Source organism: Streptomyces sp. NPDC045778, assembly GCF_056431945.1.
Map to the genome: position 1 here is coordinate 285,229 of NZ_JBWKJZ010000008.1, position 25,938 is coordinate 311,166.

The window sequence follows — 25,938 nt, forward strand, 5'->3', positions numbered from 1 at the left end:
CCCACGGGTCGGCCGCCCTGACTCCGCCTACCGGGCGCAGTCTCGTCCGGATCGATGTGGTTGGCCAATACCCGTCCCCCACACGGGTGAAGACCGTCGTGCTCCTGTGCGCCCTGCGGGCGGTCGGCAGCCTTCCGGTACACCGGATCCGCCGAAGCGGTGTACGGGCCGCGCGGAGTCGAAGACAATCGGCATCCGTTCCCGCGTGAGGGCGGGTGCGCGGCTGGGGGGCAGCGTGACGGATACGGACACGGCGGCGGGAAACGACTTCGAAGAGGCGGCCCGGCAGGCGTCGTCCGCTCTGCGGCGCGTCGCAGAGTGGTGGATGCCCGCCGCCCGATGGGGAGCTGTGGCAGCGGCCGTCGAGGCCATGGGGCGGGCGTGGCGGGCCGGTGACGGTGAACAGCTGCGGCTCGCGGCGGCCCGGCTGGCCCTGGCCGGGCCGCGTCTTGTGGCCACGCGCCACGAGGACGAGCCCTTGGTCCCCGCGCCGGCCGATGTGCACGAGCGGTCCAACGTGCTGGTCACGGAGATCCTGAACCGCTCGCAGGCCTCCTCGGCGGGTCCCGACGTGGACGGCTCCTCCGCCCCCGACGACGAGGACGGGGCGGACGCGTGAGCCCGGTGGTGCGCCGGGCACTGCTGCTCCACGTGTTCTACCGGGTCGGCCCCGCGGGCCTGGGCGGCCGGACGCCCCACGTCCAGCGCGTCTGGGACGGCTGCGGCCGCCTCGGCCTCGACGCGGCCGTGCCCGGCGAGCCCCTGCTCGACCGGGTGCCCGCGATCACCGGGCCCGCGCCCCGCTACCGCGTCCTGGCGGCGCGGCAGCGCACGGGCGGCGGTCTGCGTCAGGCGCTGCTCTTCCAGACCCATGACGTCGTCGGGGCCACGCTCCTGCTGGCGCCGGAGCGGGAGAGCGCCTGGGAAGCCCTTGAGGGGCTGGTGCCGTGGCCCTGTCCGGGGAGTCTGGGGTCCGTGCACGTCCTGCTCGGGCTCAGCGCCGGGGCGTTGTTCACGGCGGACGGCTCCGGGGCGGTGGCGCCGGACGTGGCCGCCGACGTGGGCTGTCTGTTCGCGCACCGCCCCGGCGAGCCGCACCGCCCCGATGAGCCGCACCGCCCAGGCGAGCCGCACCGCACCCAGCAGGGCTTCGCCCTCTGGGAGGCGCCCGGGGCCGACGGCCCGGCGGCGCGCAGGCGTCTCGTGGCGCTCGCCCCGGTCGACCAGGAGCGGCAGCTCGACGCCTTCGCCTGGCACGCCCGGGACCGTCCCGCCCCTTTGACGCGCTACGTGCTGCACGCGGCGAAGCTGCGGTACGAGCGGGCCGTTCTTGAGCGGAGCCGGCACGGCGAGCTGCGCGACCGTGCCGGTGAGGCGGTGCGGCGGGCGTGGGAGGTCACCGGGCGCCTGCTCGGCGGGGAGGAGACCGCGCTGCGCGAGGCCCTCGACGCGCGTGCCGTACTGATCGGGTTGAGGGCCGACGCCCACGGCCTGACCGTGGCGGCGGCGAGGCTTCGGATGATGCGCCGCACGGTGGAGATCGCCCGGGACAACCTCGCGGCGGCCGTGCCCGGGGAGTTCGATCCGCCGCCGGGAGCCGTGCTGCCGGCCGCGAGCCCGTTCGGCGGTGACCGGTTGCTCGCGGAGCGGCTGCGGCAGGACATCGACGACGAGCTGGAGTACCTCCAGGCGACCGTCGAGTCGTCCGCCGAGGTGTCCCGCGAGGCCCTGGCGGCCACCGAGGTGCACCTGGCCGACCACAGACAGCACCTGACGCTGTTGCAGACCTCTTTCGTCGGCGCCCTGTTGATGGGTCTCGCCGCCGTCCAGGCGTTCGGCTACCGCGTGCCGGTGCCCGGCCCGGTGCAGGGGCCGGTGATCGCCCTGCTGGCGGCGCTCGCCCTGACGCTGCCCGTGACGGTGATCGCCTGGTCGCGCAGCGCGGTGCGTACGGGCCCTTTCGCCGCGCTGCATCACGTCCTGCTGGGAGCCGTGGGCGCGGCGGTGGGGTGGACCGTGGCGACCCTGGTGGCCGAGGGCACCGAGGGCGGTGCGCAACAGGCACGGTGGTCGCTGGTGGGCGCCGGGGCCGGTGCGGTGGTCGCGGTGACGGCCGACGTGCTCGGCCGAAGGCGGCGTACACAGAACGGGCGGAACGGGCGGCACGGGCCGAACGGGACATGAGCACAAGGCGGCGTGAGCCCCGGGACAGCGTGAACCCAAGGGCGGCGTGCGTACAGGACAGGGGGGCGGCATGGGGATCAGGCGACGGCTGTTGGCCGAGGTCAAGCGCGTCGACGGGGTGAAGGCGGCGCGTGAGGGGCGCTGGCGGGCCGCCCGTGACGACCTCACCCTCGCGCTGGAGTCACTCACCGCGGAGGGCTTGGACGCAGAGCTGCGCAAGGTGCTCGAACCCCTGGTCACCGTCTGCATGATGGCGGGGCTCCTGGAGGAGGCGGAGCGGCGTGCCGTCGACTACCGCGCGTGGGCCGCGGACCACGGCGGCCCCGAGGACCGGGCCACCGCCGTCGGGAAGTACGGCGAGGTGCTCGTGCAGATCGGGCGTCTCGTGGAGGCGGCCGAGGCGTTCCGCGAGGCTCTGGTGGCGCTGGGCGAACCGGCTGACGAGACCGGTGGGGAACTGCGCTGGTCGCTGCTGAGCAACCTGGGCAGCGCCCTCGCCCACGCCGGGCTTTTCGGGGAGGCGGAGCAGGTGCAGCACCGCGCCTTCGAGGTCGCGCGGGAGCTGGACAGCGCCGCCAGGGCGGCGCTCGCCGCGAGCCAGTTGAGCCTGGCCGCGAACGGCGTGGGGCACCGGGAGCGGGCCCTGGAGTGGGCCGAGGTCGCCCACCGCTGCGTGCGGTCCGGCGACGACGACCTGGTGGTGGCCGAGGTCGAGGGCAACCGTGCGCTCGCCCTCAGCCGCGCGGGGCACACCGCGGAGGCCGAGGAGGCCATGGAGCGGGCGTGGGCCGCGGCCCGGACCATTCCGCTGCTCGCCCAGCAGGCACGCGTGACGAGGCTGGAGGTGCTCAGCCGTGCGGGCCGGCACGACGAGGCCGTGGCCCTGGCCGGCGCGCTGCTCGCCGCGCTCCCCGAGGGGCAGCCGCGGCAGCGGGCCGTCGCGCTCAACCTGCGGGCAGGGATCCGCCTCCAGGGAGGCCGCCCCGCGGAGGCCGTCGCGGACCTGGAGAGCGCCCTTGAGCTGAAACGGCACCTCTGCGACCACCGGGGGATGGCGATCGGCCACCTCAATCTGGCGCACGCCTTCCTGGGCACCGGCGACCTGCCCGCCGCCCGTCACCACGCGCGGCGGGCCGAGGAACTGTGGGGACCCCTGCTGGGGGCCGCGAGCGACGAGGCCGGTTCGGTCGGCCTCTTCGACGTGCACGCCACGGCCCTCACCCAGGTCGCCCAGGAGCTGCGGCTCGGCGTCGACGACGTGACCGGGGCGCTGGAAGCCGCCGAGCGGGGCCGCTCCGGGCCCTTGAGCGAGCGCGTCCGCGCGGCCCGCCCCGCGCGGGCCCGGGTGCCCGCGGAGCCGCCCGGCAGTGAGCGGATGCGGCGGCTGGCCCGCCGCATGGGGGCGACACTGCTCGTGTACGCCCCTCACTTCGAGATCGAGGCCGTCAGCGGGCGGGCCCCGCGGCTGCGGGAGATCCACATGTGGGTGGTGACTCCCGACGGGGACATCCACCACGAGGTGCGGGGCGGTCTCGCCGCCCACGACCCCTCGGACGCGTCGCGCCCGGTGGAACTGCTCGATGCCGTACGGGAGTTGGAGCGCCAGGTCGGCGATGACGCCCTCATGGCGGAGTGGGCCGACGTCCTGCTGGGAAGGGTCGCGCACCTGCTGCCTTCGGGGCCGGCCGCGCGCCTGGTCATCGTGCCGCAGCGGGGCTTGTGGTCGGTCCCCTTCGCCGCGCTGCCCGTCGCCCCAGGGGAACCGCTCATCAGCCGGTGCTCCCTCACCATGGTGCCGTCCCTGCACGCGCTGGAGCTGATCGCGCACGAGGACGTGTGGCGCGGGGGCGGGCCGGAGGCCGGGGGGTCCGGGGCGCTCGTGGTGGGCGGCGTCCGGGGTGCGGTGGTGCCGACTCCGGACGGGCGCCTGCTGCCGCTGTCCGACCTGCCGCTGACCCTGGAGACCGCGCGGGCCGTCGCTCGCGTCCACGGAGGTTCCGCCCTCGCGGGACCGGCGGCGACCGTGCCGGCCGTGCTCGACCGGATGGGCTCCGCGGACCTGCTGCACTTCTCCTGCCACGCCGTGCTCGACGCCCGGCTGCGGCTCGACCAGCTCCCCGGCTGCATCGCGCTGACCCCCGCCGGCGCCGAGCACGGCCAGCTCACCAGCACGCTCCTGGCCAGCACCCCGACCCGGGCCAGGATCGCGGTCCTGGGGTGCTGCGCGACCGGTCAGGGCCTGGTGACCGCCGACGGCGTACTCGGCCTCGCCCGCACCTTCCTCATGGCGGGTGTCTCCACGGTCGTCGCCACGCTCTGGGAGGTGCCCGAGGAGCCCACCCATGACGCCCTGGTCCGCTTCCACCAGGAGTTGGCGCGGACCTTCGACCCCGCCGAGGCGCTGCGCCGCGCGGTGCTCATGACGCGCCGCAAGTGGCAGGCCCCGGAGATCTGGGCCGCGTTCACCCTCATCGGCTCGCCGGGGCCGCGGCGGGAGTGACACCCGGAGCCCTGCGGGGTCAGCCCCGTACCGGAGTGACCGCGATCGGCGGGAGCGTACGCAGGCAGGAGGTGTCGCCCGGGCTGTCGGCGCGGATGAAGCGCGAGGAGACGCCCGTCACGCAGCGGCTCAGCTCCAGCTCCGGCACGTGGCCCATGTTGCGGACCGAGAAGAACCGGCTGTCACGGAACTGCGCTGCGGCCTTCTTCCCGCTCGCGTCGGGGGTGTTGGAGTCGAGGTCGCCGGACAGGACGAGGACCGGCACGTTCGGCAGCTTCGGCTTCGTGGGCTGCGGGTCGGGGGTGTCCCTGCCCGGCCAGCCGATGCACACGTCGCCCGCGTCCGTGGTCCCCTCGGTGAAGCCCTTGGCGCTGAACGCGCCGTGCTCACCGGGGCGTACGGCCGCGAGGGCGGCGCGGTACTGGCGCCACCGCTCGGACAGCGGCGCGTCCTTCGACCAGTCCCTGCGGTAGTCGTTGCAGACGACCGCGATGTACGGCGCCTGGTCCAGCTCGCTGCCCGACTCACCCTCCTCGCGCACCAGCTCGCGCAGCGGCACGGTGTCACCCTTGACGAAGCGGTTCAGGGCGTACGGCAGTTGGCCGAGCAGCGAGGGCTTCTCCGGTTGGAAGCCGACCTGGCTGCTGGCCGCCTCGAACAGCAGGTTGGCGAGCTTGTCCTCGGTGAACTTCTTCTTGTAGACGCCGTGGTCGGTGGTGATCGGAATCGTCAGGGGCTCGGCGCGCAGGCGGGCCGCCGTGGTGGCCAGGTCCTTGACCGCCCGCTTCCCGTCGCACGCCGCCGGGACGCTGCGTTCGCACACCCGGCGCAGGGTCGTCGAGACCGCCTGTGCGCTGGGCCGCGCCATGGTGTCGAGCGCGAGGGGGTAGGCCCCCGAGAGCACGATGTTGCGTACGCGGTCGGGGTGCCGGGAGGCGTAGACCGGCATCAGGTAGGTGCCGTACGACAGGCCGTACAGGCTGAGCTTGCGCACCTTCAGGCGGGCCCGGACGGCGTCGATGTCGTCGGCGGTGGCCGCCGATGTGAAGCCCGCGGCCTTGGGCCCGAGGTTCTTGCCGCAGCGCTCGACGGCGGCCCGCTGCTGGGCGCGGGTGCCGAGCCGGTACTCGGCGTCGGTGACGCCGCAGGGGACGCGCTGCGACGTGCCGGTGCCGCGCGGGTCGACGAGCAGCACGTCGTGGTCCTTCAGCAGGCCCTCCAGGGCCCAGGTGACCTCCGTGGCCTTGTCGATCAGGGTCTCTCCCGGGCCGCCCGGGTTCAGGGCGACGGTGCCCTTGGCGGGGCCGGGCGCGCGGTGGCGCACGACCGCGTAGCTGACCTTGACCGTGCCGAGTCCGGGCTTGCCCGTGACGAGGGGGCGCTTCTCCTGGCCGCAGTCGACCTCGTGGCCGGGCACGGTCGGGCACCAGCCGGGGGCCGCCGCGGCCGGGGGGCCGCTCGTCGGCGCGGCGCCGGTGGCCGTCGCCGTGGCGGTGGGCAGCACCGAGGCCACCACCACCGTCAGGCCCACCGCCAGACCCGCGCGCCGCGCCGTGTTCTTGTACGTCATCGCCCTCTCCTCCGCATCGAGCCCCTCGGGCTCCCGGGTCCCCCGGTGTTCCCCGGGTGCGAGCACCACGATGCGGGGCGTGGCGCACAGCGACGGCAGAGCGACGGCAAAAGCACGTAAGAACGTGTCAGGGCTTCCCGGCGTGGGTGCGGGGCAGCCGCGTCGCCCCCGCGGCGGCGAACAGGCAGAAGCCGAGCACCCACCAGAAGGTGTCGCCAAAGGCCCAGGAGATGTCGGCGTCGCGGGCGGAGAGGCGGTTCTGCAGGACCACGGCGAGGACGGCGGTGCCGAGGGAGCCCCCCACGGTGTTGAGCAGGTTGAGCGCCCCGGATGCGCGCGGGAGGTGCTCGGGTTCGATGCGGCTGTAGACGATGTTCATCACCGGGGCCCCGATCATGGCCATTCCCACGCCGCGCACGGTGAGGGCGGCGGCGATCACGAGGTCCGGTGGCTCGTGGCCGAGCTGGGTGAACGGGACCGTGCCCACGATGATCAGCGCGATGCCCGTGAGCACCAGGCTTCGGGGCGCGACCTTGTCGATGGTGCGGTTGACGAGGACCGAACCCGCCGCCGCGCCCAGGCCCTGGGGGGCGAGGAGCAGCCCGGCCTCCCAGGCGGAGAGGCCACGGCCCGTCTGGAAGTACAGCGGCAGCAGGAACATCGTGCCGAACACCGACGCGCCCAGGACGAGCAGCGCGAGGGCGGCGGCGCCGAAGGGCGGCCGGGTGAACAGGCGCGGGTCGACCAGTGGTGTCCGGCTCGTGCGCAGCCCGTGCACCGTGAAGGCCACGAGCATCGCGAGGCCCGCCGAGACGCCGAGCGTGGCCGGGAGGGTGCGGCCGTGGGCGACTTCGGTGAGGCCGAAGACCAGGACGGCAAGGCCGGGCGACAGGAGCGCGGCGCCGCGCAGGTCGAACGCCGTCCGCTGGGGCGACGGCGGCACCTCGGGCACGTAGCGGCGGGCGAGGAGCACCGCGGCCGCGCCGATGGGCAGGTTCACCAGGAACAGCCACGGCCAGGAGGCGACGCCGAGGAGGGAGCCGCCGACCAGCGGGCCGAGGACCGGGGACAGGAGCGGCACGACCGAGACGACGCTGATCACCTTGCCGGTGCGCTCGCGTCCGGCGATCCGGGCGAGCAGGGCCTGCCCGGTGGCGGGCAGCATCCCGCCGCCGAGGCCCTGGATCACCCGGAACACGATGAGGCTGGTCGCCGACCAGGCGAGGGCGCACAGCGCCGAGCCGAGCAGGAACACGCCGACGGCGGCGAGCCACGTCCGGCGGCCGCCGAACCGCCCCGCCAGCCAGCCGGAGGCGGGTACGGCGGCCACCACCGCCAGCAGGTAGGCGGTGGAGACCCACTGGATCTCGGTGACCGACGCGCCGAACTCCGCGGACAGGGTGTCGATGCCGACGCTGACGATCGTGGCGTCCACCGTGGCCATGAAGGTGCCGAGGACCAGGATGAACGCGATGCGCAGCAGGTCGGCGTCGACCCGCGCGGGCGCAGGTGCGACCTTCTCGCTCATCGGCGCTCCAGGAGGTCGCGTACGTCGGTGTCGAGGTGGTCGCCCACGGTGCGCAGCAGGTCGAGGAGTTCGTCGGCGAGCCCGTCGACGTCCACGCCGGCCCGGTGGGCGAGCACGCCGGTCCAGCCGTCGCCGTCCGGCATGACCGTGAGGGTCACCGGGTGGTGGGTGGCCTCGCGGAAGCGGGTGCCGACGACCGTGAGCCCGGGGGCGGGTTCACGCAGCCGGTCGGGGTCGACCGGGTAGTTCTCGAACACCACGAGGCTGTCGAAGAGCCGGTGGCGTCCGGTGAGGCGCTCCAGGTCGGTCAGGGCCACGTGCTGGTGCTCGTCCAGCGCCCGCTGCCGGGCCTGGAGGCCGGTGAGCGTGTCGGCGAGCGTGCCGCCGAGCGTCGCGCGGACGGGCACGGTGTTGGCGAGCAGACCGATGATCTCCTCGACCCCTTCCAGCTCCGGGGGGCGGCAGGCGACCATGGCGCCGAAGCAGACGTCCGTGCGCCCGGAGCGCCGGGCGAGGAGGACCGCCCAGGCGCCCTGCACCAGGGTGTTCCGGGTCAGGCCCCGGTGTGCGGCGAGCCGGGTGAGGTCGGCCACCAGGGGCGCGTCGAAGGTGATGAGCGTGGGCTCCTGCCAGGCCGGGCCGGGCTCGCCGCTGTGCAGGTGGTCGCCCTCGGGCAGGCCGTCGAGTTCCGCGGCCCAGACGCCGAGGTCGGGCTCGTGCTCGGCGCGCCAGCGCAGGTAGTCGCCGAACGGCACGGGCGCGGGCAGGTCCGGCTCCGCACCCCGGACGCGGGCGGCGTACAGGGCGAACAGCTCGGTCAGGATGCGCGGGGCCGACCAGCCGTCGGAGAGGACGTGATGGGTGGTCAGGACCAGGTCGGCGAGGTCGGGGCCGCGGCGGATCACGGTGAGCCGCACGAGCGGGCCTTCGGCCAGGTCGAACGGCTCGGCCAGGTCGGCCGCCAGGACCTCGTCGGCGGGCCCGTCGGACACGCGGAAGTCCGGCCGTGGCGACTCGGGGATCACCGCGAGGCCCCCGGGGAACACGGCGCCCAGGTTCGGGTGCCGGGCCAGCAGTGCGGCGCCCGCGGCGCGCAGGGCGTCGGTGTCGAGCGGCCCCGCGAGCGTGAACGCCGACTGCACGGTGTACGGGTCGGGGCGCTCGGTGCGCGCGTGCCGCAGCATCACCTCCTGCAAGGGGGTCAGCGGCTGCACCTCGGCGACCGGCCGGCCCTCGTCGAGCCCGCTGATCTCCGGTGCGGCGGCGGTGCGAAGGAGCGCGGCCCGCAGATGTCCGGCGAACTCCTCGACCTCGGCGGCGGTGAACAGCGCGGACGGCCAGGTGATCCGCACGCCGAGGGCGTCGTCGCGCACCAGGGCGTTGACCATCAGGCTGTGCGGCAGGGGCAGTTCGCCGGTACCGCCGGAGCCGAGGGGGTCGGCGTCAGGGGCCGGCTGCCAGGGCGTCTCGTCGGCGGGGGCGCCGGGGAACTGACCGAGGTAGTTCCAGGCGACCTCCGGTGTGACCAGGTCCAGCAGGCCCGCGGCGGTGAGGATGCCGTGCCCGAGGCCGTCGCCCTGGGCGCGCAGCCGGTCCCTGACCGCTCGTACGTCGTCGCGCGCGTCGAGCCGTACGGGGTGCACGGCGGTGAACCAGCCGACGGTCTGCGACAGGTCGACCCGGGTCGGGCGGCCGTGGCTCTCCAGGGCGACGAGGACCTCCGGGGTGCCGCGCCAGGCGTGGACCGCCTGGGCGAGCGCCGTCAGGAGTACGGCGTCCGGCGTGCCGCGGTAGGCGGCGGGCAGGGTCGTGACGAGGGCGCGGGTCGTGTCGGCGTCGAGGCGGATCTCGTGGTGGGCCGCGGTGGCCACGGTGTCCCGGGCGGGGTCGAGGGGCCCGGCGAGCGCCGGGGTGGCGGTCATGCGCTGCCAGTGCGGCAGTTCGGCCCGCCGGTCGGCGTCGCGGAGGGACCGCGCCCAGGCGAGGAACGACTGGCCGTGCCGGGTCAGGGTGCCGCCGGACCAGGCGTGGCGCACGTCGTCGAGGAGGACGCGCCAGGACACCCCGTCGACGACCAGGTGGTGGGCGATCAGGACGAGCCTGCCGGGCCGTTCGGGTCCTGCGTCCACCCACAGGGCGCGCAGGAGCGGTCCGGTGCGCGGGTCCATCGCCTCGCGGGCCGCGGCGACGTGGGAGTCCACCAGGGCGCGCGGATCGTCGTCCGTCCGTACGCACGTCAGGACGTCGGCCGCGGTGACGGCGCCGGGCTCGGGGATGCGCAGGGCGTCGTCCACCAGGTGCGCCCGCAGCACGTCGTGCCGGGCCAGGAGCGCGTCGAGCGCGGTGTGCCAGGCCGCCTCGTCGCCGCCCGGCGGTACGCAGATCTCCACCCACTGGCAGAAGCCGTCGGCGGCGGTGCCGGCGCGGCGCAGCAGGTCCCGCATGATCGGGGTGAGCGGCGCGTCCCCGGTCACGGGTCCTGTGGCGCCCTCCAGGGCGCGGGCGCGCGCGGCGATCCCGGCGACCGTCTCGCCCTCGAACACGTCCCGCGCGGTGAGGCCGAGGCCCTTGCGGCGGGCGCGCGAGACCACTTGCAGGGACACGATGCTGTCGCCGCCGATGGCGAAGAAGGCGTCGTCGGGGCCGATGTCCTCGGTGCCGAGGACGTCCTGGAACACGCCGAGCAGGAGCGCCTCGGCCTCCGTGGCCGGTGCGCGGCGGGCGGCGGCCTCGGTCTCGGGGGCGGGCAGCGCGGTGGTGTCGAGCTTGCCGCCGGGGCTCAGCGGCAGCCGGTCGAGCTGTACGAGCGCGGTCGGCACCATGTGGTCGGGCAGTTCGCCCGCCAGGTACGCGCGCACCTCGCCGGTGTCCAGGTCGGCGCCGTCGGTGGGGATGACGTAGCCGACGAGCCGGTCCTCGCGCACGATCACCGCGCCGGCGCGCACGTCGGGGTGGCGGGTCAGCGTGGACTCGATCTCGCCCAGCTCGACGCGGAAGCCGCGGACCTTGACCTGGTGGTCGACGCGGCCCAGGAACACCAGCTGCCCGTCCGGCCGCCAGCGCACCAGGTCGCCCGTGCGGTACACGCGCTCCCCCGGCACGCCGAACGGGTCGGCGACGAACCGCTCGGAGGTCAGTCCGGGGCGGCCGAGGTAGCCGCGGGCCACGCTGGGCCCGCCGAGGTACAGCTCGCCCGTGACGCCGACGCCGACGGGCTGGAGCCCGCCGTCGAGGACGTAGGCGCGGACGCCCGGGTCGGGGCGGCCGATCGGCAGCGGGCCGGGGTCGTCCGCCTCGTAGTGCCAGGTCACGGAGTTGATGGTGACTTCGGTGGGGCCGTAGGCGTTGAACAGTGCCTTGCGGCCCGTGCCCCAGCGCCGCGCCAGCTCCGGGTCGAGGCGCTCGGCGCCGACGACGAAGAACACGTCGGGGTCGACGGTGCGGTCGTCGGGCATGGCGGCCAGGAACGACGGCAGCAGGTTCACTCCGGTCACCCGGTGCTCGACGATGTAGTCGAGGAGTTCGTCGCCGGGGACCCGTACTTCCTCGGGGGCGATCACGGAGGTGCCGCCGGACAGCAGCGGCACCATGGTCTGCCAGAACGCGACGTCGAAGCTCGTCGACGCGAAGTGCAGATACCGGTCGTGCTCGGTGACGCCGACGACCTCCTCCTGGAGGGCGATCAGGTCGGGCACGCCGCGGTGGGTGACGCCGACGCCCTTGGGGCGGCCTGTGGTGCCGGAGGTGTAGATGACGTAGGCGAGGGCGTCGTCGGTGAGCTTGGCGCGCGCCTCGGCCGGGTCGGTGTCGGGGACGGCGGCGAGCGTCGCCTGCTCGTCGAGCCGCAGGACCGGGATGTCGCGCTCGGCGGGCAGTTCGGCGCCGGTCGTGACGGCGGCGGCCGGGGCGATGTCGTCGAGCATGTACGCCAGGCGCTCACGCGGGTAGCTCGGGTCGAGGGGGACGTACACCGCGCCGGCCTTGGCCACGGCGAACAGGGCCACGGTCATCTCGATGTCGCGCCCGAGCAGCACGGCGACCGGGTCCTGGGGCCGTACGCCGCGCGCGATCAGGGCGTGGGCGAGGCGGTTGGCCGCGCGGTCGAGTTCGGCGTAGCTGAGGCTGCGGTCGCGGCAGACCAGGGCCTCGGCGTCGGGCTTGTGGCGCACCCAGGCGGCGAACTCCTCCAGCCAGTGGCCGCGGGCCTTGGCGGGGACGGCCTCGGTGCCGGTGCGCAGCATCCGCTGCCGCTCCTCGGGGTCGAGGGCGGGCAGCCGGACCGCTGGCCGTGCCGGGTCGGCGACGATCTCCCGCAGGAGGTTGAGCAGCCAGCGGCCGTAGTCGCGCACGGTCGACTCGGCGAAGGCGCTCGGCTGGTAGCCCAGGCCGATGGTGATCGCGTCGTCGGGGATCACGATGACGGTGAGCGCGTAGTGCGTGGCGTCGGTGATGTCCACGCCGGTCAGGTCGAGGCCGGGGGCGAGCGGGGTGCGCTCGCGGCTGGAGAGCGGGAAGTTCTCCATCACCAGCATCGTGTCGAACAGCTCGCCGACGCCCACCGCGCGCTGGATCGCGGGCAGGCCGACGTGGTGGTGGTCGGCGAGGGCCACGCTCTGGGCGTGTACGTCGGCCATGAGGTCGCGCGCGGTGCGGTCCTGGGGGTGGGCCACGCGCACCGGGATGGTGGTGCCGAGCTGGCCGATCATCGACTCCACGCCGTCGACCTCGGCGGGCCGCCCGGACACCGGGCAGCCGAACACGACGTCGCGGCGCCCGGTGAGCCTGCCGAGCAGCAAGCCCCAGGCCGTCTGGAGCACGGTGGTCAGGGTGACGCCCTGGGCGCGGGCGAAGGCCCGGAGGCGGTCGCTGAACTCCCGGCCGAGGTCGACGGTCACGCGGCCGGGCCGCTCGACGCCGGTGACGGTGCGCGCGGGGGCGAGGCGCGTCGCGTCGTCGACGCCCTCAAGGGCGTGCCGCCACGCGGCGAGGGACGCCTGGTGGTCCCGCCCGGCCAGCCAGCGGAAGTACTCCTGGAGCGGCGGCGCGGTGGGGGCAGCGGGGCCGCCGCCCAGCTCGGCGTAGATCGCGAGCAGGGTGCGGCCGACCAGCGGCATCGACCAGCCGTCGAGCAGGGCGTGGTGATTGGTGATCACCAGCTTGTGCTCGTGCGGGCCGACGCGGGACAGCAGGAAGCGGATCAGGGGCGGGCGCGCCGGGTCGAAGGGGCGCTGGAGTTCGGCGCGGGCGGCGTCCTCGAAGCGGTCGTCCTGCCGCCAGTCCAGGGCGACGTCGGCGGGGATCACCTGCACCACGTCGTCCCCTGCGGTGCCCAGGTACACCCGCAGCGCGGGGTGGCGGCGCAGCAACTCGCGGGCGGCATCGGCCATCCGGTCCGGGTCGAGGTCGCCGACCAGGGTCGTCACGGCCTGGACCACGTAGACGTCGGTGTCCTGCGCCTCGCGGACCAAGGTGTGGAAGGACAGGCCGAGTTGGAGCGGGGTCGCGGGCAGGACGTCGGCGACGCGGCCGGTGCGTTCGAGGGCGTCGATGGCGTCCTGGTCGAGGTCGACGAGGGGCAGGTCGGAGGGGGTGAGTCCGCCGGGAGTGTGGCGCGCGTGCGCGGCGAGGGCGTCGAGGGCCGCGGCCCAGGCCGTCTGGAGGGCGGTCACGGCGTCGGCGGGGAGCACCTTGGTGGCGGCGGTCCACTCCACGGCGAGGCGCGGTGCGCCCTCCTCGTGGACGAAGCAGTTGAGGGCGAGGACCTGCTCCAGGGCCTTGCCCTCGGGTTCGGTGACGGCGAAGGCGTCCCGCTCCGGCAGGCGCCAGCCGGTTCCGGTCAGCGGGGCGAAGCGGCCCAGGTAGTTGAGGAGCACGTCCGGCGGCGGGGTCGCCGCGAGGCCGGGCCCGGCCTCGGGGTCGAGGTGGCGCAGGACGCCGTAGCCGACGCCGCCGTCGGGGACGGCGCGCCGTGCTTCCTTGGCGGCGCGCAGCAGCCGTCCCACGTCTCCGGAGGCGGGCACGCGCACCGGGTACTCGCTGGTGAACCAGCCGACGGTGCGGGCCAGGTCGAGGTGTTCGCGGCCGTGGCCCTCCATCGTCACGGTCACCGCGTCGCCGCCGACGCCCCAGGTGCGCAGGGTGAGGACGAGCGCGGCGAGGAGGACCTCGTCGACTCCGGCGCGGTAGGCCGCGGGCAGGGTGGTCAGGACGGCTTCGGTGGTCTCGGCCGAGGCCACGGTGACCGAGCGGTGGGCGGTGGCGACCGTGTCCTGGGTCTGGTCCAGGGGCCGGGCGCCCAGGCGGGGCGCGGCGTCGAGCGCGCTGCGCCAGTGGTCGAGTTCGCCGCGTCGCGCGCCGGAGGTGCCCTGCGCGGCGAGGAGCGTCGCGTGCCGCCGCCAGGACGCGCCGGCCGGGGCGAGGGTGCCGCCGGTGCAGGCCGTGTGCAGGTCGGGCAGCAGGACGCGCCAGGAGACGCCGTCCATGGCCAGGTGGTGCACGACGACGACCAGGCGGTCGGGGGTGCCGTCGGCGGTCCGCACCAGGGTGGCGCGCAGCAGGTCCCCCGAGCGCGGGTCGAGTTCGCCCGCGAGGCGCTCGGCAAGGGCGGTCACGTCCTCGCCGTGCACCTCGTTGACGACGGCGCGCACCGCCCCGCGGGGCAGCACCTCCAGGCCGTCGTCCGCGCGCAGCCGCAGCGCGTCGTGGTGGTCGAGCACGCTCTGGACGCCCTTGGCCAGGTCTCCGTAGGCGAGTTCACCGACGCGCAGGGCGGTCCACTGGGCGTATCCGGCGACGGTGTCCACGTCCGGGTGCGGGTCGAGCAGGCCCCGTACGATCGGCGGCGCGGGCACGGGCCCGGTGGGGTCGTCCGTCAGCTCCGTCAGCGGGATGCCGTCGTCCACCGTGTCGGCGGAGGCGGCCAGGGCGGCGAAGCTGCGGCGGGCAAGCAGATCGCGAGGTCGCAGCTCGAAGCCCTTGGCCCGCAGTCGGCTGCTGACGGTGATGGCGGTGATGCTGTCGCCGCCGAGGGTGAAGAAGTCGTCGTCCACGCCGACCCGTTCGGCGTCGAACACCTCGGCGAGGACGGCGCACAGCAGCCGCTCCCGCTCGGTGCGCGGCTCCCGGCCGCCGCCGGTGGCCGCGGGCGCGGGCAGGGCGGCGCGGTCGAGCTTGCCGTTGGGCGTCACGGGCAGCGCGTCGAGGACCACCACCGCCGCGGGCACCATGTGCTCGGGCAGGCGCTCGGCCAGGTGGGCGCGCACGGCGTCGCCGGTGGCCGTGGTGGACACGACGTAGCCGACCAGGCGGGACGAACGCACCGTGGCGGCCGCCGCGGTGACGCCGGGCACCGCGCCGAGCGCGGCCTCCACCTCGCCGGTCTCCACGCGGTGGCCTCGGATCTTGAGCTGGCCGTCGCCGCGGCCCAGGTACTCCAGTCCGCGCCCCGCCACCCATCGGGCCTGGTCGCCGGTGCGGTACATCCGCTGCCCCGGCGCGCCGAACGGGTCGGCGACGAAGCGTTCGGCGCTCGCCCCGGGCCTGCCGAGGTAGCCGCGGGCCAGATGCGGGCCCGCCAGGTACAGCTCGCCCACCGTGCCGTGCGGCACCGGTCGCAGCGCGTGGTCGAGCAGGAGGATCCGGGTGCCCGCCAGCGGATGGCCGATCGTGGGCTCCTCACCCGTGACCCGCGCGGTGGTGGCGTCCACGGTCGCCTCGGTGGGCCCGTACATGTTGCGCGCGGCGATCCCCGAGGCGGCGACGCGCCGCCACAGCGCGGGCGGGGTGGCCTCGCCGCCCAGGACGAGCAGGGTCGGGCGCAGGTCGAGCAGGCCGCCGTCGACCAGTGGCGCGGCCATCGACGGCGTGGTGTCCACGACGTCGATGCCGTCGCGGGCGTACGCGGCGAGCAGGGCGTCGGCGTCGCGCGTGGTCTCGGCGTCGTAGACGTGCAGTTCGTGCCCGCACAGCAGCCACACCAGGTGGTCGAAGGCGGAGTCGAAGGCGAAGGAATACGTGTGGGCGACGCGCAGCGGTCTGCCCGCGGCCCCCTCGGCCTCGGCGACGACGGTGGCCCGCTGGTGGTGAAGGAGCGCGGCGAGGCCGCCGGCCCGGCCGAGGACGCCCTTGGGGCGGCCGGTCGAGCCGGAGGTGTGGATCACGTAGGCGAGGTGCTCGGGGTGGCGGGGCGCGGCCAGTTCGTCGTCCCGCAGCGGAGCGGCGGACAGCCCGGTGGCCTCCTCCAGGAGGGTGGCCCAGGGCAGCCCGTCGAGCGTGCCGTCGGTGAGGACGAGCGCCGGGCGGGTGTCGTCGATCAGCTCGCGCAGCCGCTCGGCGGGGTGCGCGGCGTCCAGGGGCTGGAACGCGGCGCCCGCGTCGAGGACCGCGAGCAGCGCGACCACCAGGTCGGCGGAGCGCGGAAGGGCCAGGGCCACGAGGTCGTCGGGCCCGATCCCGCGGGCCCGCAGCGCGCGGGCGACGCGGTGCACCCGGCCCGCCAGATCCCCGGCGGAGAGCCGCTCGGCGCCGCACACCAGGGCGGTGCGGGCGGGGTCGGCGGCGGCCGTCGCGGCGAAGGCGGTCGGCACGTCCACGGGGGTGCCGGGCAGGGCGGGGGTGGCCCAGTCCGCGAGGAGCCGGTCCACGTCGTCGGTCAGGGCGACGCCCCCCACGGGCAGGCCTTCGGTGAGCCCGGCGAGCAGGGTCCTGAAGCCGGTCAGCTTGCCGTCGACCGCGGCCTGGTCGTTGGTGCGGGCGTCGACCTCGAAGCCGAGGAGCAGGCCGCCGTCGCGGGTGGGCAGGACGCTCAGGCCCATGTCCTCCGGCGGGCCGCCCGCGACGTTGCGCATCACACCGGTGGACCCGGCGAAGTCGAGGGTGAGGTCGAACGCCTTGAGGTTGATGCCGCGGCCGTGGAGGAGCGCGCCCGCGCCGGGCACGCCGAGGTCCCGGGGCAGGTCCTCGCCGCGGTACCGCTGGTGGTCGCGCATCTCCTTCATGGCGGCGGCGACGCGCCGGCCCAGCTCGCCGAGGCCGTCGGCGGGGCGCACGGTCACCCGCAGCGGCAGCACGTTCACCGCCATGGCGGGGGTGCGCAGTTCGGTCGAGCCCGTACGGCACATCAGGGGCAGCGCGAACACCACGTCGGTGCGGCCCAGCATGCGGTGCAGGAACGCCGCGTACCCGGCGATCAGCGCCTCGCCCCAGGTGACGCCCGCCTCGTCGGCGAACGCGCGCAAGCGGGCCACCTCATCGGCCGGGACGACCGCGCGGGCGGTCAGGGTGCGGTCGGGAGGACCGGCGGCGGTGTCGGCGTCACCGAGGTCGGGCAGCGGGGTGAACCGCTCGACCCAGTACGCGCGGTCCTTTGCCGACCGGTCGCTGTCCCGGTAGGCCCGGTCGGCGGCGACGAGGTCGGCGAAGGAGCCGAAGGTCGACTCGGGCGGCTCGGTGCCGCGCACGAGGGCCGTGTAGCGGGCGGCGGTGCGCCGGGCGAGCATCGCGGCGGTGTAGCCGTCGAAGATCAGGTGGTGGCCGAGCTGGGTGTACCAGACCTCGCGGTCGGAGAGTTTGATGACCGCGCGTGAATAGAGCGTTCGTTCTACCATGCCTCGACATGTCTCGCCCGCCCGCGCGCGCTCGGCGTCGACGAGCGCGGCCGCCGCGGCGGCGGGGTCGGCCTCGCCGCTGACGTCGAGCACCTGGGGCGCCCTGACCGGCTCGTCGCTGACCGACTGCCGCGGTCCGTCCGGCGTCTCGCGCACCCGCAGCCGCAGCGTCTCGGCTTCCGCGGTGGTGGCGCGGACCGCCTCGACCAGGGCGTCCACGTCGACCGGCGCCTCGCCGGATATCTCCACGACGTCGCCGACCACGTAGTACGGCGAATCCGGTTCGAGGCGCTGGGCGTTCCAGATGCCCAGCTGGGCCCTCGTCAGGTCGAGCAGCCCGTCCGAGGACACGCGTGCGGTGCTCAATTCACTCTCCTTGCAGTGTGGGGACGACCATCGGCGTGTCCGTCACGGGGTCGGGGACGATGATGCTCGGCAGGTCGAACACGTCCTTGATCAGCGCGGCGTCCACGACGGTGCCGGGCTCGCCCTCGGCGACCACCCGGCCGTCCTTCATGGCGACCAGGTGGTCGGCGAAGCGGCACGCCTGGTTGATGTCGTGCAGGACGGCGATGACCGTGCGGCCCTCGTCGCGCAGCCTGGCCAGCAGGCCGAGCAGTTGGTACTGGTGGGTGATGTCCAGGAACGACGTCGGCTCGTCGAGCAGCAGGTACGGGGTCTCCTGGGCGAGCACCATGGCCATCCAGACCCGCTGGCGCTGACCGCCGGACAGCTCCTGCACCAGCCGGTCGGCCAGGTCGGCGACGCCCGCGGCGGCCAGGGCCGCGGTGACGGCCTCCTCGTCCCGGGGCGACCACAGGGCGAGGAGCGACTGGTGGGGGAAGCGTCCCCGGGCCACCAGCTGGCGGACCTTGATGTCTTCGGGGGCCAGCGGATCCTGCGGCAGGAAGCCGAGCTGCTTGGCCAGGGCCTTGGGCGCGTAGCCGCCGACCTCGCGGCCGTCCAGCGCGACCTGGCCGGCGCCGGGGCGCAGCAGACGTACGAGCGCCCGCAACAGGGTCGACTTCCCGCAGGCGTTGGGGCCCACGATGGCGGTGAACGCGCCGTCGGGGACGTCGAGGCTCAGCCGGGTGGAGACCACGCGGTCCCCGTAGCGCAGGGTGATGTCCCGCGCGGTCAGGCGTGCGGTCACGCGCGCCTCACCTCCTTGGTAAGCAGCCAGATCAGGTAGCAGCCGCCGATCGCGGTGCTCACCACGCCGACCGGCAGGGAGACGGGCGCGAGCAGCATCTGGGCGATCAGGTCCGCGCCTTGCAGCAGGACCGCGCCGGTCAGCGCGGCGGGCAGCAGCGGCACGCCGGGCGCGCCCGCCAGCCTGCGGCCGATCTGCGGGGCGGCCAGGGCGATGAACGTGATCGGTCCGGCGACCGCGGTCACCGTGGCCGTGCAGCCGACGCCGACGAGGACCATGAGGAGGCGCAGCCGGTCGAGGCCGACCCCGGTGGTCGCGGCGACGGCGTCACCGAGCGACGCCTGGTGCATGGCGTGGGCCTGGGTGGCGATCAGGACCAGCAGGACGCCGATGACCGTGAAGGGGATGCCCACGTCGTCCCAGTCCACGTCGTTGAGGGAACCCGCGCTCCAGCCGACGGCGGCGATGGCGACATCCAGCTCGGCGCGCAGCACGATCCACGAGTTGAGCGCGGTCACCATGGCGTTGACGGCGACGCCGATCACCACGAGGCGCAGCCCGGAGAAGCCCCGGTCGTAGGCGAGGAGGTAGATCACGGCGGCGACGACGAGCCCGCCGAGCACCGAGCCCGCGGCCAGTTGCGCGGAGGTGCCCGAGAGGACGGTGAGGGCGACCAGGGCGCCGGTGTAGGCACCGGCGTCGAGGCCGATCACGTCCGGGCTGCCCATGGGGTTGCGGGTGAGGTTCTGGAAGAGGGCCCCGGCCACGCCGAGGGCGGCGCCGAAGACGAGGGCGGCCAGGACCCGCGGCAGGCGCCAGTCGCGGATCACCACGGAGGGCTCGGCCCCGCTCAGCGCGGCGAAGACCTCCCTGGGGGTCGACCAGGACGCGCCGTAGCAGAGCCCCACCAGGCCGAGGGCCAGGATCAGCGCGGTCAGTACCGCGACGAGCACCACCGTGCGGCGTTCGACCCGCAGGCCGAGCGCGCTCACCGCGCTCCCCCGCCGGGTGCGTACGGCGGTCGTGTCGTGCGTGTTCACAGTGCCCCCGCCCCGTGGCGGCGGACCGCCCAGATCAGCATGGGTCCGCCGAGGAAGGCGGTCACGATGGCCACCGGCACCTCGCCGGTGGGCAGCAGGACCCGGGAGCCGATGTCGGCGACGAGGAGCAGGATCGGGCCGAGCACCATCGTGTAGAGGATCAGCCACGGCACGGAGCCCCCGGCGGGCTTGCGGACGAGCTGCGGCACGATCAGGCCGACGAACAGGATGGGCCCGGCCACCGCCGTGGCCGCCCCGCTGAGCACGGTGATCAGCACGAGGGCGGCGGCCCGCACGCGGACCACGCTCGTGCCCAGGGTGTGCGCCACGCTCTCGCCGAGGCTGACGACGTTCAGGGCCCGGCTCAGCAGCAGCGCGCCGAGCAGGCACACCGCGATCGCGGTCAACGGCCACGCCAGCGGCGCCTGTTCCCGGCCCGCGAGCGAGCCGACCGACCAGAAGCGGTAGGTGTCGAAGGCGTCCGGGAGGATCAGGCGCAGGCCGAGGGCGACGCCGTTGAGGACCGCGGTGAGGGCGACGCCCGCGAGCACCAGGCGCAGCGGTGAGTGCCGTCCGACGGCGGTGACGAGCAGGGCCGCGAGCACGGAACCCGTGACGGCGAAGCCCAGTTCGCCCACCTGCCCGCCGGCCAGGCCGAGGGCGGAGCCGATGGTGATGGCGAACCCGGCGCCCGCGGTGACCCCGAGGATGCCGGGCTCGGCCAGTGGGTTGCGGGCCAGCGTCTGGATCAGCGCGCCCGCCACCGCGAGGGCGGCGCCCACGGCGACGGCGAGCAGCGCGCGGGGCGCCCGGACGTCCCGTACGACCAGGTGGTCGTCGGTGCCCTGGAAGTCGAACAGCGCCCGTACGACCTCCGTGGGCGACACCGAGCGGGTGCCGACGCCGATGCTGATCACGGCGACGGCCGCGAGCAGCACCAGGCCGCCGACGAGCAGCCCGACCCGATGCAGGTCTTTCTCGGCGGGCTCGGTGGGTGCCGCATCGGACGCGCGGCCCGCGACGGTCACCGCTTCAGGAGCGGAGCGAACGACTCGTCGATCGCGTCCAGGGTCTGCATGGCCTGCCCGTAGGTCGCGGCCTCGGTGTAGCGGATCGGGAAGGTCTTCTTCGCCTTGACGGCGGGGAGGTTCTTCCACAGCTTCGAGTCCATGACGTACTGGACGGACTTCGGGACGCTGCCGTCGGCCATCACCGAGTACGTGATGGCGTCGGCGTCGCGCAGCGAGGCAGGCAGCTCCTCGATGGAGGGGTACTCGCTGACCGCGCGCGAGCCGGGGCCCGGCTTCTTGACCTTGCCGTAGTACTTCGCGCCGACGTCCTCGGCGATGTTGGTGCCCCAGGAACGGCCGAACTCGCGCTGGAAGGTGCCCTTGGCGACCTCGCCGTAGGCGCCGAGGTGGCCGAGCTTGAGCTTGGGCAGCACGTTCTTGTACTTCTTGGCCAGCCCGGCGGCCTTGGCCTCGTACTTGGACTGGAGGGAGTCGAAGCGCTCGAGCGAGCCCGCAGCGTCGGCCTGCTTGCGGGACAGCTCGCGCCACGCGGACGGCACGGTCGGGCCGATCGCCACGACCGGGGCGATGGACTCCAGGCGCTTGACGTCGATGTCGCCGAGGACGGGGGCGGGGACGCCGATGATGATCAGGTCGGGCTTGGCCTCGGCGATGGCCTCGTAGTTGGTCTCGGTGGCGGCCTCGCCCGCGACCTTGGGGACCTTCTTGTAGGCGGCCAGGTCCCTCTTGCTCATCATGGGCTCGCCGCGCTTCCACGACGAGATGCCGACGAGCGGCGCGTGGGCCTCGATCATGGCGGGCACGGCGTAGCCGGTGGCGACCACGCGCTTCGGCTCGACCGGGATCTTGATCTTGCCGTTGTCCGCGGCGAACACCCGGGTCTTGCCCTCGCTTGAGGCGTCCGACCCGTCCTTGGACGACCCGCATCCGGTCAGGACCAGGCCCAGCGCGACGGCGCCGGCCAGGCTGTGGACTGCCGACGGTCTGCGTATCGACATGTAATGCTCCTTGCTCGTTCGGGGAGGCCGCCTCGTGGGGCGGCCGTGGGGAGGGAAGGGACGGTCAGTGGTCGTGCTCGTCGTCGAAGTCGGCGACGCCGCGCTTCCAGTAACCGGTGATGTCGTGGTCGGCCTTCTCCAGGCGCAGTTCGTCACGGACCCAGCGGCGCAGCGGCTTGATCTGCCCTGCCTCGCCCGCGACCCACACGTAGAGCCGTTCGCCCTCGGGCACGGTCACCTCGGTCACGGCTCGCGCGAGGGCGTCGCCGGTGCCCGGCGGGCGGTCGCCGCGGTGCAGCCAGCGCACCTCGACGCCGTCGGGCGCGGACAGCTCGATCTCCTGCGTGGCGTCGGTGACTTCGACGAACGCCCAGCCGCGCGCGTCCCTGGGCAGCTCCTCCAGCCACCGCGCGATCGCGGGCAGCGCGGTGATGTCGCCCGCGAAGAGGTAGCGGTCGTAGGCGTGCGGGACGATCAGGCCGCCGGGCGGGCCCGCGACGTGCACGACGGCGCCGGGCTCGACGTGGTGGGCCCAGTCCGACGCGAGGCCGCCGGCGTGCGGGACGATGTCGATGTCGATCTCACCCGCGACGGGGTCGTAGCGGCGCACGGTGTACTCGCGCGAGGTGGGCGAGGGGCGCGGCCAGCGCAGCATCGACCCGTTCGGCTCGGGCAGCGCGAGCGTGCCGTCCGGCTCGGGGAAGAGCAGCTTCACGTGTTCGTCCGGCGCGTGGGCCTCGAACCCGGCCGCGCCGGGGCCGCCCAGGGTCAGCCGCAGCAGACCGGTGCCGACCATGGCGGTGCGGACGACCTCGGTCGCGCGGACGCGGATCGGGTAGCCCACCTTCTCCGCGTGGCGGCCCGCGCGGACCTCCGCGATGCGCTCCAGGTGCCGGTCCCGGTGGTCCTTGAGCGTCATGCCGCGCCGCCGGTCAACACGGCGGTCCAGTGCCCGAGTTCGGGCCGCTCGGCCAGGTCGGGGAACTCGACGGTGGCCGCTCCCGCGGCGCGCCAGCGCTCGATGAGGGTCATGATCCGCACCGAGTCGAGCCCGTGGTCCATCAGGTTGTCGTCGGGCGCGATCTCGGCGGGGTCGCAGTCGAGCAGCTCCGCGACGTCGGCACGGATCCTCTCGGGCGACAGGGTCTGGTTCATCGGGTGGCTCCAGTGGGATTCGGTACCGACGGCGTTCCCGGGCGCGCGAGGGCGCGCCGTGGACGGCGAACGGGGTCTGCGGGATGCCGCGCCGGGCGGCACCTGGGCGGCGACGGAACGGAGTTGGCGGGACGGCGCCCGCGATCCACGCATACCCCCCCGTTCGGTCAGGTAAGGCTAACCTAACTACTTATGCGCGATGTACGCAAGTGATCTTCACGCCGCGCACCCACGCGCGACCCGGCCACGCGCCGAACACGACACAGGGCCATATGACGTGACGTCATATGGCCCTGATACGGCCCTGTGTCAGGGCGCCCTTCACCCCCGGCGCCCGGCACCCCCCTGCCCCCACACCTCCGGCCCGCCCCCGCGCCACTCGATGAGGGGCGACACCGCGACTTCCACCGGATCGAGGTCCAGGCCCGCGCGCCGCAGGAACTCGGCCACGTCCGCCACGCCGTGGGCGACGCCGACGTTCTCACCACGTACGTCCACGCGCCGGCCGCCGGACGGGGACGCGCGGTGCACCACAATCTCTGCTGTCATGCCTCCAGCGTGCTCCCGCGCCGCGCGGGGCGCAGGCCGACATGCCCGGATCCGGGTGCCCCCGGCCGGCCCACGCCGACCCGTCGTTTCGCCCACCGGGCCCCGGGTACCCGGCGTCGGCCTTGTCCGGCACGGCCGAGCAGAGGAGTCCCCATGACCCTGAATCCCCTGGAGCAGCGAGGCATTCCGCTTGACCGCCAGATACGCTCCTGGCGCGAGCTGGACGTGGAGCCGATCGACCCCGATCACTGCGATCCGTACACCCGGTGCCGGATCATCGTGATGAACGGCATCGAGGTCGAGGCGGCACTCTTCAGCCATCAATTCGCCCGGCACTGTCCGGATCCGGAGGTGCGCCGGCAGCTCGCCGAGGTCCGGTACGTCGAGCAACAGCAGCAGAAGGCCGTCAACTGGCTCCTGCCGGGGCTCGCCTCGGTCCTGGAGACGACCATCGCGTACGAACAGGTCGCCGTGGACCTCACCGCCTGGGTGGCGCGCTCGGAGCCCGACCCGGAGCTGCGGCAGGCCTACCAGTTCGGCGTCCTGGAGGACTTCGACCACCTGTTCCGGTACGCGAACCTCTACGAGATGATCGAGCACCGCAAGGCCGACGCGATCGTCGAGCAGCTCACCGAGGTCATGCCGGGCCGCCCCACCAAGCTCCACCACCGGCACCCCGAGGACAACGTCCGGGCGCCCTACGACCGCGCCACCGCACAGCCGCTGTCCAAGCTGCACGCGCTGACCGTCATGTCCGCCGAGCAGCAGACCATGAACTTCTACATGAACGTCGGCCCGCAGTACATGGAGCCGATCGCGCGCCAGCTCTATCAGGAGATCGCACTCATCGAGGAGGAGCACGTCACCCACTACGAGTCGCTCGTCGACCCCGGTGAGACGTGGTGGGAGCAGCTCGTCACCCACGAGTACAACGAGTGCTACCTCTACCACTCCTTCCTGGAGCAGGAGACCGACCCCAAGGTGAAGGCGGTCTGGGAGCTGCACCTGAACATGGAGCTGGAACACCTGCGCGTCGCCTGTGACCTGATGCGCCGGCACGACGGCCGCGACCCGCAGGAGGTCCTCGCGCCCGAGCTGCCGAACGTGCTGACCTTCGAGCCCAACAAAGAGTACGTACGCGGCCTCCTGGACACCCAGATGGACCTGACCACCCTCGGCACCGGCTACGTACGGGAGGCACACGAGCGGTTCCAGCGCCTCCAGGAGCGGGTCCACGGCGGCGAGGAGCCCCCCAGCGAGCGCGTCATGGCGCAGCACCACGACCTGTTCGGGCGCGAGTACCGCTCACAGCCCGCCGGCGCCCACCCCGACACCGCGTCCCGCGAGAGGAACCGCCATGCCTGACACACCCGCGAGCGACGGCGACGTCGTCACCCTGCTCATGCGGCAGCACGGCGACATCCGCACCCTCTTCGACGAGGTGGAAGCCACCACGGGCGACGAGCGCCGCGCCGCCTTCCGCCGTCTCGTACGGCTGCTCGCGGTGCACGAGACGGCCGAGGAGGAGGTGCTGCACCCCTTCGCCCGCACGGCGTTCGCGGGTGGCCGCGACATCGTGCGGGAGCGGCTCACGGAGGAGAAGGAGGCCAAGGAGCTGCTCTCCCGCCTCGACGGCGTGGACCCGGAGGACCCCAAGTTCCTGCCCGCCCTCGCCGTGCTGCGCGCCGAGGTGACGCGACACGCCCGCGCCGAGGAGCGGTACGAGTTCCCCCATGTGCGGCGGCACACCCCGTCCAGCCGTCTCACCGCCATGGCGGCGGGGGTGCGCGCGGCGGAGGCCATGGCACCCACGCGCCCGCACCCGGGCGTGGAGTCGGCCACCGCGAACGCGGCCCTGGGGCCGCTCGCGCTGCTCGTCGACCGCACCCGTGACGCCGTGCGCAAGGTCATGGGCAAGGACGGGTGACAGGAGCCCGCGTCAGCGCCGGTCGATCGCGTACAGGGTGAAGTCCACCAGTTCCTCCTCGGCCGCGTGCAGGTCGAGGTCGGGGTGGGCCAGCCAGTGGCTGATGACGCCGTCGATGGCGCCGCCGACGGCCAAGGAGGTCGTGACGGGGTCGAACAGCCGGAAGTGCCCGGCCGCCTGGCCCGCGGCGAGCAGGTCCGCGAGACCCTGCCAGCGGCCCGCCGTGTCGTGGCTTCCGGGCGTCTTCAGCCGGGTGCCGCCGTGGTCGTCGAGGAGCATCTCGGTGATGACGCGGACGTGGCGGCGGTTCTCCCGCTGGTAGCCGACCATGGCGCGGACGTGGGCGACCACGGCGGCGCGCGGGTCCGGCGCCGCCGCGACGCGCTCGCCGACGTACGCGGTGAACTCCTCCAGGACGTGGGCCAGCGTGGCCTGCGTGAGGTTGTCCTTGGAGGCGAAGTGGTAGAGGACCGCGGCCTTGGACAGACCGGCCTGCTCGGCGATGGCCGAAAGGGACGTCGCCGGGTAGCCCTTGGTGGAGATCAGGTCAATCGTGCACTCGATGAGCTGGCGGCGGCGGACCTGCTCGGTGAAGGTCGGCGTGTCCGCGCGGCGGCCGTCTCGTCGGGCAGCCATGGTGAGCACCTCTCGTTTCCTTCACACCTCCGGGGCGCTCGTCGGCCCCGCCCGTGGCGGGC

General features: G+C 74.3%; 16 protein-coding genes. 5 read left to right on the forward strand and 11 right to left on the reverse strand.

Translation table 11 applies throughout. The features are described 5' to 3' along the window. Window positions 1-235: 235 nt before the first annotated feature. The 3 genes from AC07GB_RS13635 to AC07GB_RS13645 all read left to right on the forward strand — a co-directional run bounded on the left by AC07GB_RS13635 (window position 236) and on the right by AC07GB_RS13645 (window position 4,684). Window positions 236-619: a CATRA system-associated protein gene (locus tag AC07GB_RS13635; RefSeq protein WP_478844785.1), complete on the forward strand. Its 384-nt coding sequence runs from the start codon at window positions 236-238 to the stop codon at window positions 617-619. Further along, a complete protein-coding gene (locus AC07GB_RS13640; RefSeq protein ID WP_478844787.1) occupies window positions 616-2,184 on the forward strand; it encodes a CATRA conflict system CASPASE/TPR repeat-associated protein in 1,569 nt (522 codons plus the stop codon). Before AC07GB_RS13635 ends, AC07GB_RS13640 begins: the two co-directional genes overlap by 4 nt. Window positions 2,185-2,254: 70 nt before the next feature. After that, a complete protein-coding gene (locus AC07GB_RS13645) occupies window positions 2,255-4,684 on the forward strand; it encodes a CHAT domain-containing protein (RefSeq protein ID WP_478844789.1) in 2,430 nt (809 codons plus the stop codon). Window positions 4,685-4,703: 19 nt separating this feature from the next. Here the strand turns inward: AC07GB_RS13645 and AC07GB_RS13650 are convergent, their stop codons facing one another. The 10 genes from AC07GB_RS13650 to AC07GB_RS13695 all read right to left on the reverse strand — a co-directional run bounded on the left by AC07GB_RS13650 (window position 4,704) and on the right by AC07GB_RS13695 (window position 23,313). Beyond that, window positions 4,704-6,254, reverse strand: a complete 1,551-nt coding sequence (locus AC07GB_RS13650; RefSeq protein WP_478844791.1) for an alpha/beta fold hydrolase — start codon at window positions 6,252-6,254, stop codon at window positions 4,704-4,706. A 127-nt stretch (window positions 6,255-6,381) separates the two neighbouring features. After that, window positions 6,382-7,782, reverse strand: a complete 1,401-nt coding sequence (locus AC07GB_RS13655) for an MDR family MFS transporter (RefSeq protein ID WP_478844793.1) — start codon at window positions 7,780-7,782, stop codon at window positions 6,382-6,384. Further along, window positions 7,779-17,753: an amino acid adenylation domain-containing protein gene (locus AC07GB_RS13660; RefSeq protein WP_478844795.1), complete on the reverse strand. Its 9,975-nt coding sequence runs from the start codon at window positions 17,751-17,753 to the stop codon at window positions 7,779-7,781. Before AC07GB_RS13660 ends, AC07GB_RS13655 begins: the two co-directional genes overlap by 4 nt. Before the next feature lies 1 nt (window position 17,754). Beyond that, window positions 17,755-18,540 carry an ABC transporter ATP-binding protein gene (locus AC07GB_RS13665; RefSeq protein WP_478844797.1) on the reverse strand — a complete coding sequence of 262 codons (786 nt, stop codon included), beginning with the start codon at window positions 18,538-18,540 and terminating at the stop codon, window positions 17,755-17,757. Next, the gene (locus tag AC07GB_RS13670) at window positions 18,537-19,532 is read right to left on the reverse strand and encodes a FecCD family ABC transporter permease (RefSeq protein WP_478844857.1); all 996 of its coding nucleotides are present in this window, start codon (window positions 19,530-19,532) and stop codon (window positions 18,537-18,539) included. Before AC07GB_RS13670 ends, AC07GB_RS13665 begins: the two co-directional genes overlap by 4 nt. Window positions 19,533-19,576: 44 nt before the next feature. After that, window positions 19,577-20,608, reverse strand: a complete 1,032-nt coding sequence (locus tag AC07GB_RS13675) for a FecCD family ABC transporter permease (RefSeq protein ID WP_478844799.1) — start codon at window positions 20,606-20,608, stop codon at window positions 19,577-19,579. Continuing rightward, window positions 20,605-21,609, reverse strand: a complete 1,005-nt coding sequence (locus AC07GB_RS13680; protein WP_478844801.1) for an ABC transporter substrate-binding protein — start codon at window positions 21,607-21,609, stop codon at window positions 20,605-20,607. The genes AC07GB_RS13675 and AC07GB_RS13680 overlap by 4 nt, the downstream gene beginning before the upstream one ends. A 64-nt stretch (window positions 21,610-21,673) precedes the next feature. After that, window positions 21,674-22,528 (reverse strand): siderophore-interacting protein, encoded by an 855-nt coding sequence (locus AC07GB_RS13685; protein WP_478844803.1) that lies wholly within the window; start codon window positions 22,526-22,528, stop codon window positions 21,674-21,676. Then, window positions 22,525-22,764: a phosphopantetheine-binding protein gene (locus AC07GB_RS13690; protein WP_478844805.1), complete on the reverse strand. Its 240-nt coding sequence runs from the start codon at window positions 22,762-22,764 to the stop codon at window positions 22,525-22,527. The genes AC07GB_RS13685 and AC07GB_RS13690 overlap by 4 nt, the downstream gene beginning before the upstream one ends. A 321-nt stretch (window positions 22,765-23,085) precedes the next feature. Further along, the gene (locus AC07GB_RS13695; RefSeq protein ID WP_478844807.1) at window positions 23,086-23,313 is read right to left on the reverse strand and encodes a hypothetical protein; all 228 of its coding nucleotides are present in this window, start codon (window positions 23,311-23,313) and stop codon (window positions 23,086-23,088) included. Window positions 23,314-23,466: 153 nt separating this feature from the next. Between AC07GB_RS13695 and AC07GB_RS13700 the strand changes: the two genes are divergently transcribed. After that, a complete protein-coding gene (locus AC07GB_RS13700) occupies window positions 23,467-24,678 on the forward strand; it encodes a hypothetical protein (RefSeq protein ID WP_478844809.1) in 1,212 nt (403 codons plus the stop codon). Continuing rightward, window positions 24,671-25,240, forward strand: a complete 570-nt coding sequence (locus AC07GB_RS13705; protein ID WP_478844811.1) for a hemerythrin domain-containing protein — start codon at window positions 24,671-24,673, stop codon at window positions 25,238-25,240. Before AC07GB_RS13700 ends, AC07GB_RS13705 begins: the two co-directional genes overlap by 8 nt. Before the next feature lie 12 nt (window positions 25,241-25,252). On the opposite strand, the gene AC07GB_RS13710 is transcribed toward AC07GB_RS13705, so the two are convergent. Further along, on the reverse strand, window positions 25,253-25,876 hold the full coding sequence (locus tag AC07GB_RS13710; RefSeq protein WP_478844813.1) for a TetR/AcrR family transcriptional regulator: 624 nt from the start codon (window positions 25,874-25,876) through the stop codon (window positions 25,253-25,255). Window positions 25,877-25,938 lie beyond the last annotated feature (62 nt).

What these genes read in the sequence shown, in the direction of transcription:
- AC07GB_RS13645 (WP_478844789.1), top strand. Translation starts at nt 2,255, where the DNA reads ATGGGGATCAGGCGACGGCTGTTGGCCGAGGTCAAGCGCGTCGACGGG.
- AC07GB_RS13650 (WP_478844791.1), bottom strand. Translation starts at nt 6,254, where the DNA reads ATGACGTACAAGAACACGGCGCGGCGCGCGGGTCTGGCGGTGGGCCTG.
- AC07GB_RS13655 (WP_478844793.1), bottom strand. Translation starts at nt 7,782, where the DNA reads ATGAGCGAGAAGGTCGCACCTGCGCCCGCGCGGGTCGACGCCGACCTG.
- AC07GB_RS13680 (WP_478844801.1), bottom strand. Translation starts at nt 21,609, where the DNA reads ATGTCGATACGCAGACCGTCGGCAGTCCACAGCCTGGCCGGCGCCGTC.
- AC07GB_RS13685 (WP_478844803.1), bottom strand. Translation starts at nt 22,528, where the DNA reads ATGACGCTCAAGGACCACCGGGACCGGCACCTGGAGCGCATCGCGGAG.
- AC07GB_RS13690 (WP_478844805.1), bottom strand. Translation starts at nt 22,764, where the DNA reads ATGAACCAGACCCTGTCGCCCGAGAGGATCCGTGCCGACGTCGCGGAG.
- AC07GB_RS13695 (WP_478844807.1), bottom strand. Translation starts at nt 23,313, where the DNA reads ATGACAGCAGAGATTGTGGTGCACCGCGCGTCCCCGTCCGGCGGCCGG.
- AC07GB_RS13700 (WP_478844809.1), top strand. Translation starts at nt 23,467, where the DNA reads ATGACCCTGAATCCCCTGGAGCAGCGAGGCATTCCGCTTGACCGCCAG.
- AC07GB_RS13705 (WP_478844811.1), top strand. Translation starts at nt 24,671, where the DNA reads ATGCCTGACACACCCGCGAGCGACGGCGACGTCGTCACCCTGCTCATG.
- AC07GB_RS13710 (WP_478844813.1), bottom strand. Translation starts at nt 25,876, where the DNA reads ATGGCTGCCCGACGAGACGGCCGCCGCGCGGACACGCCGACCTTCACC.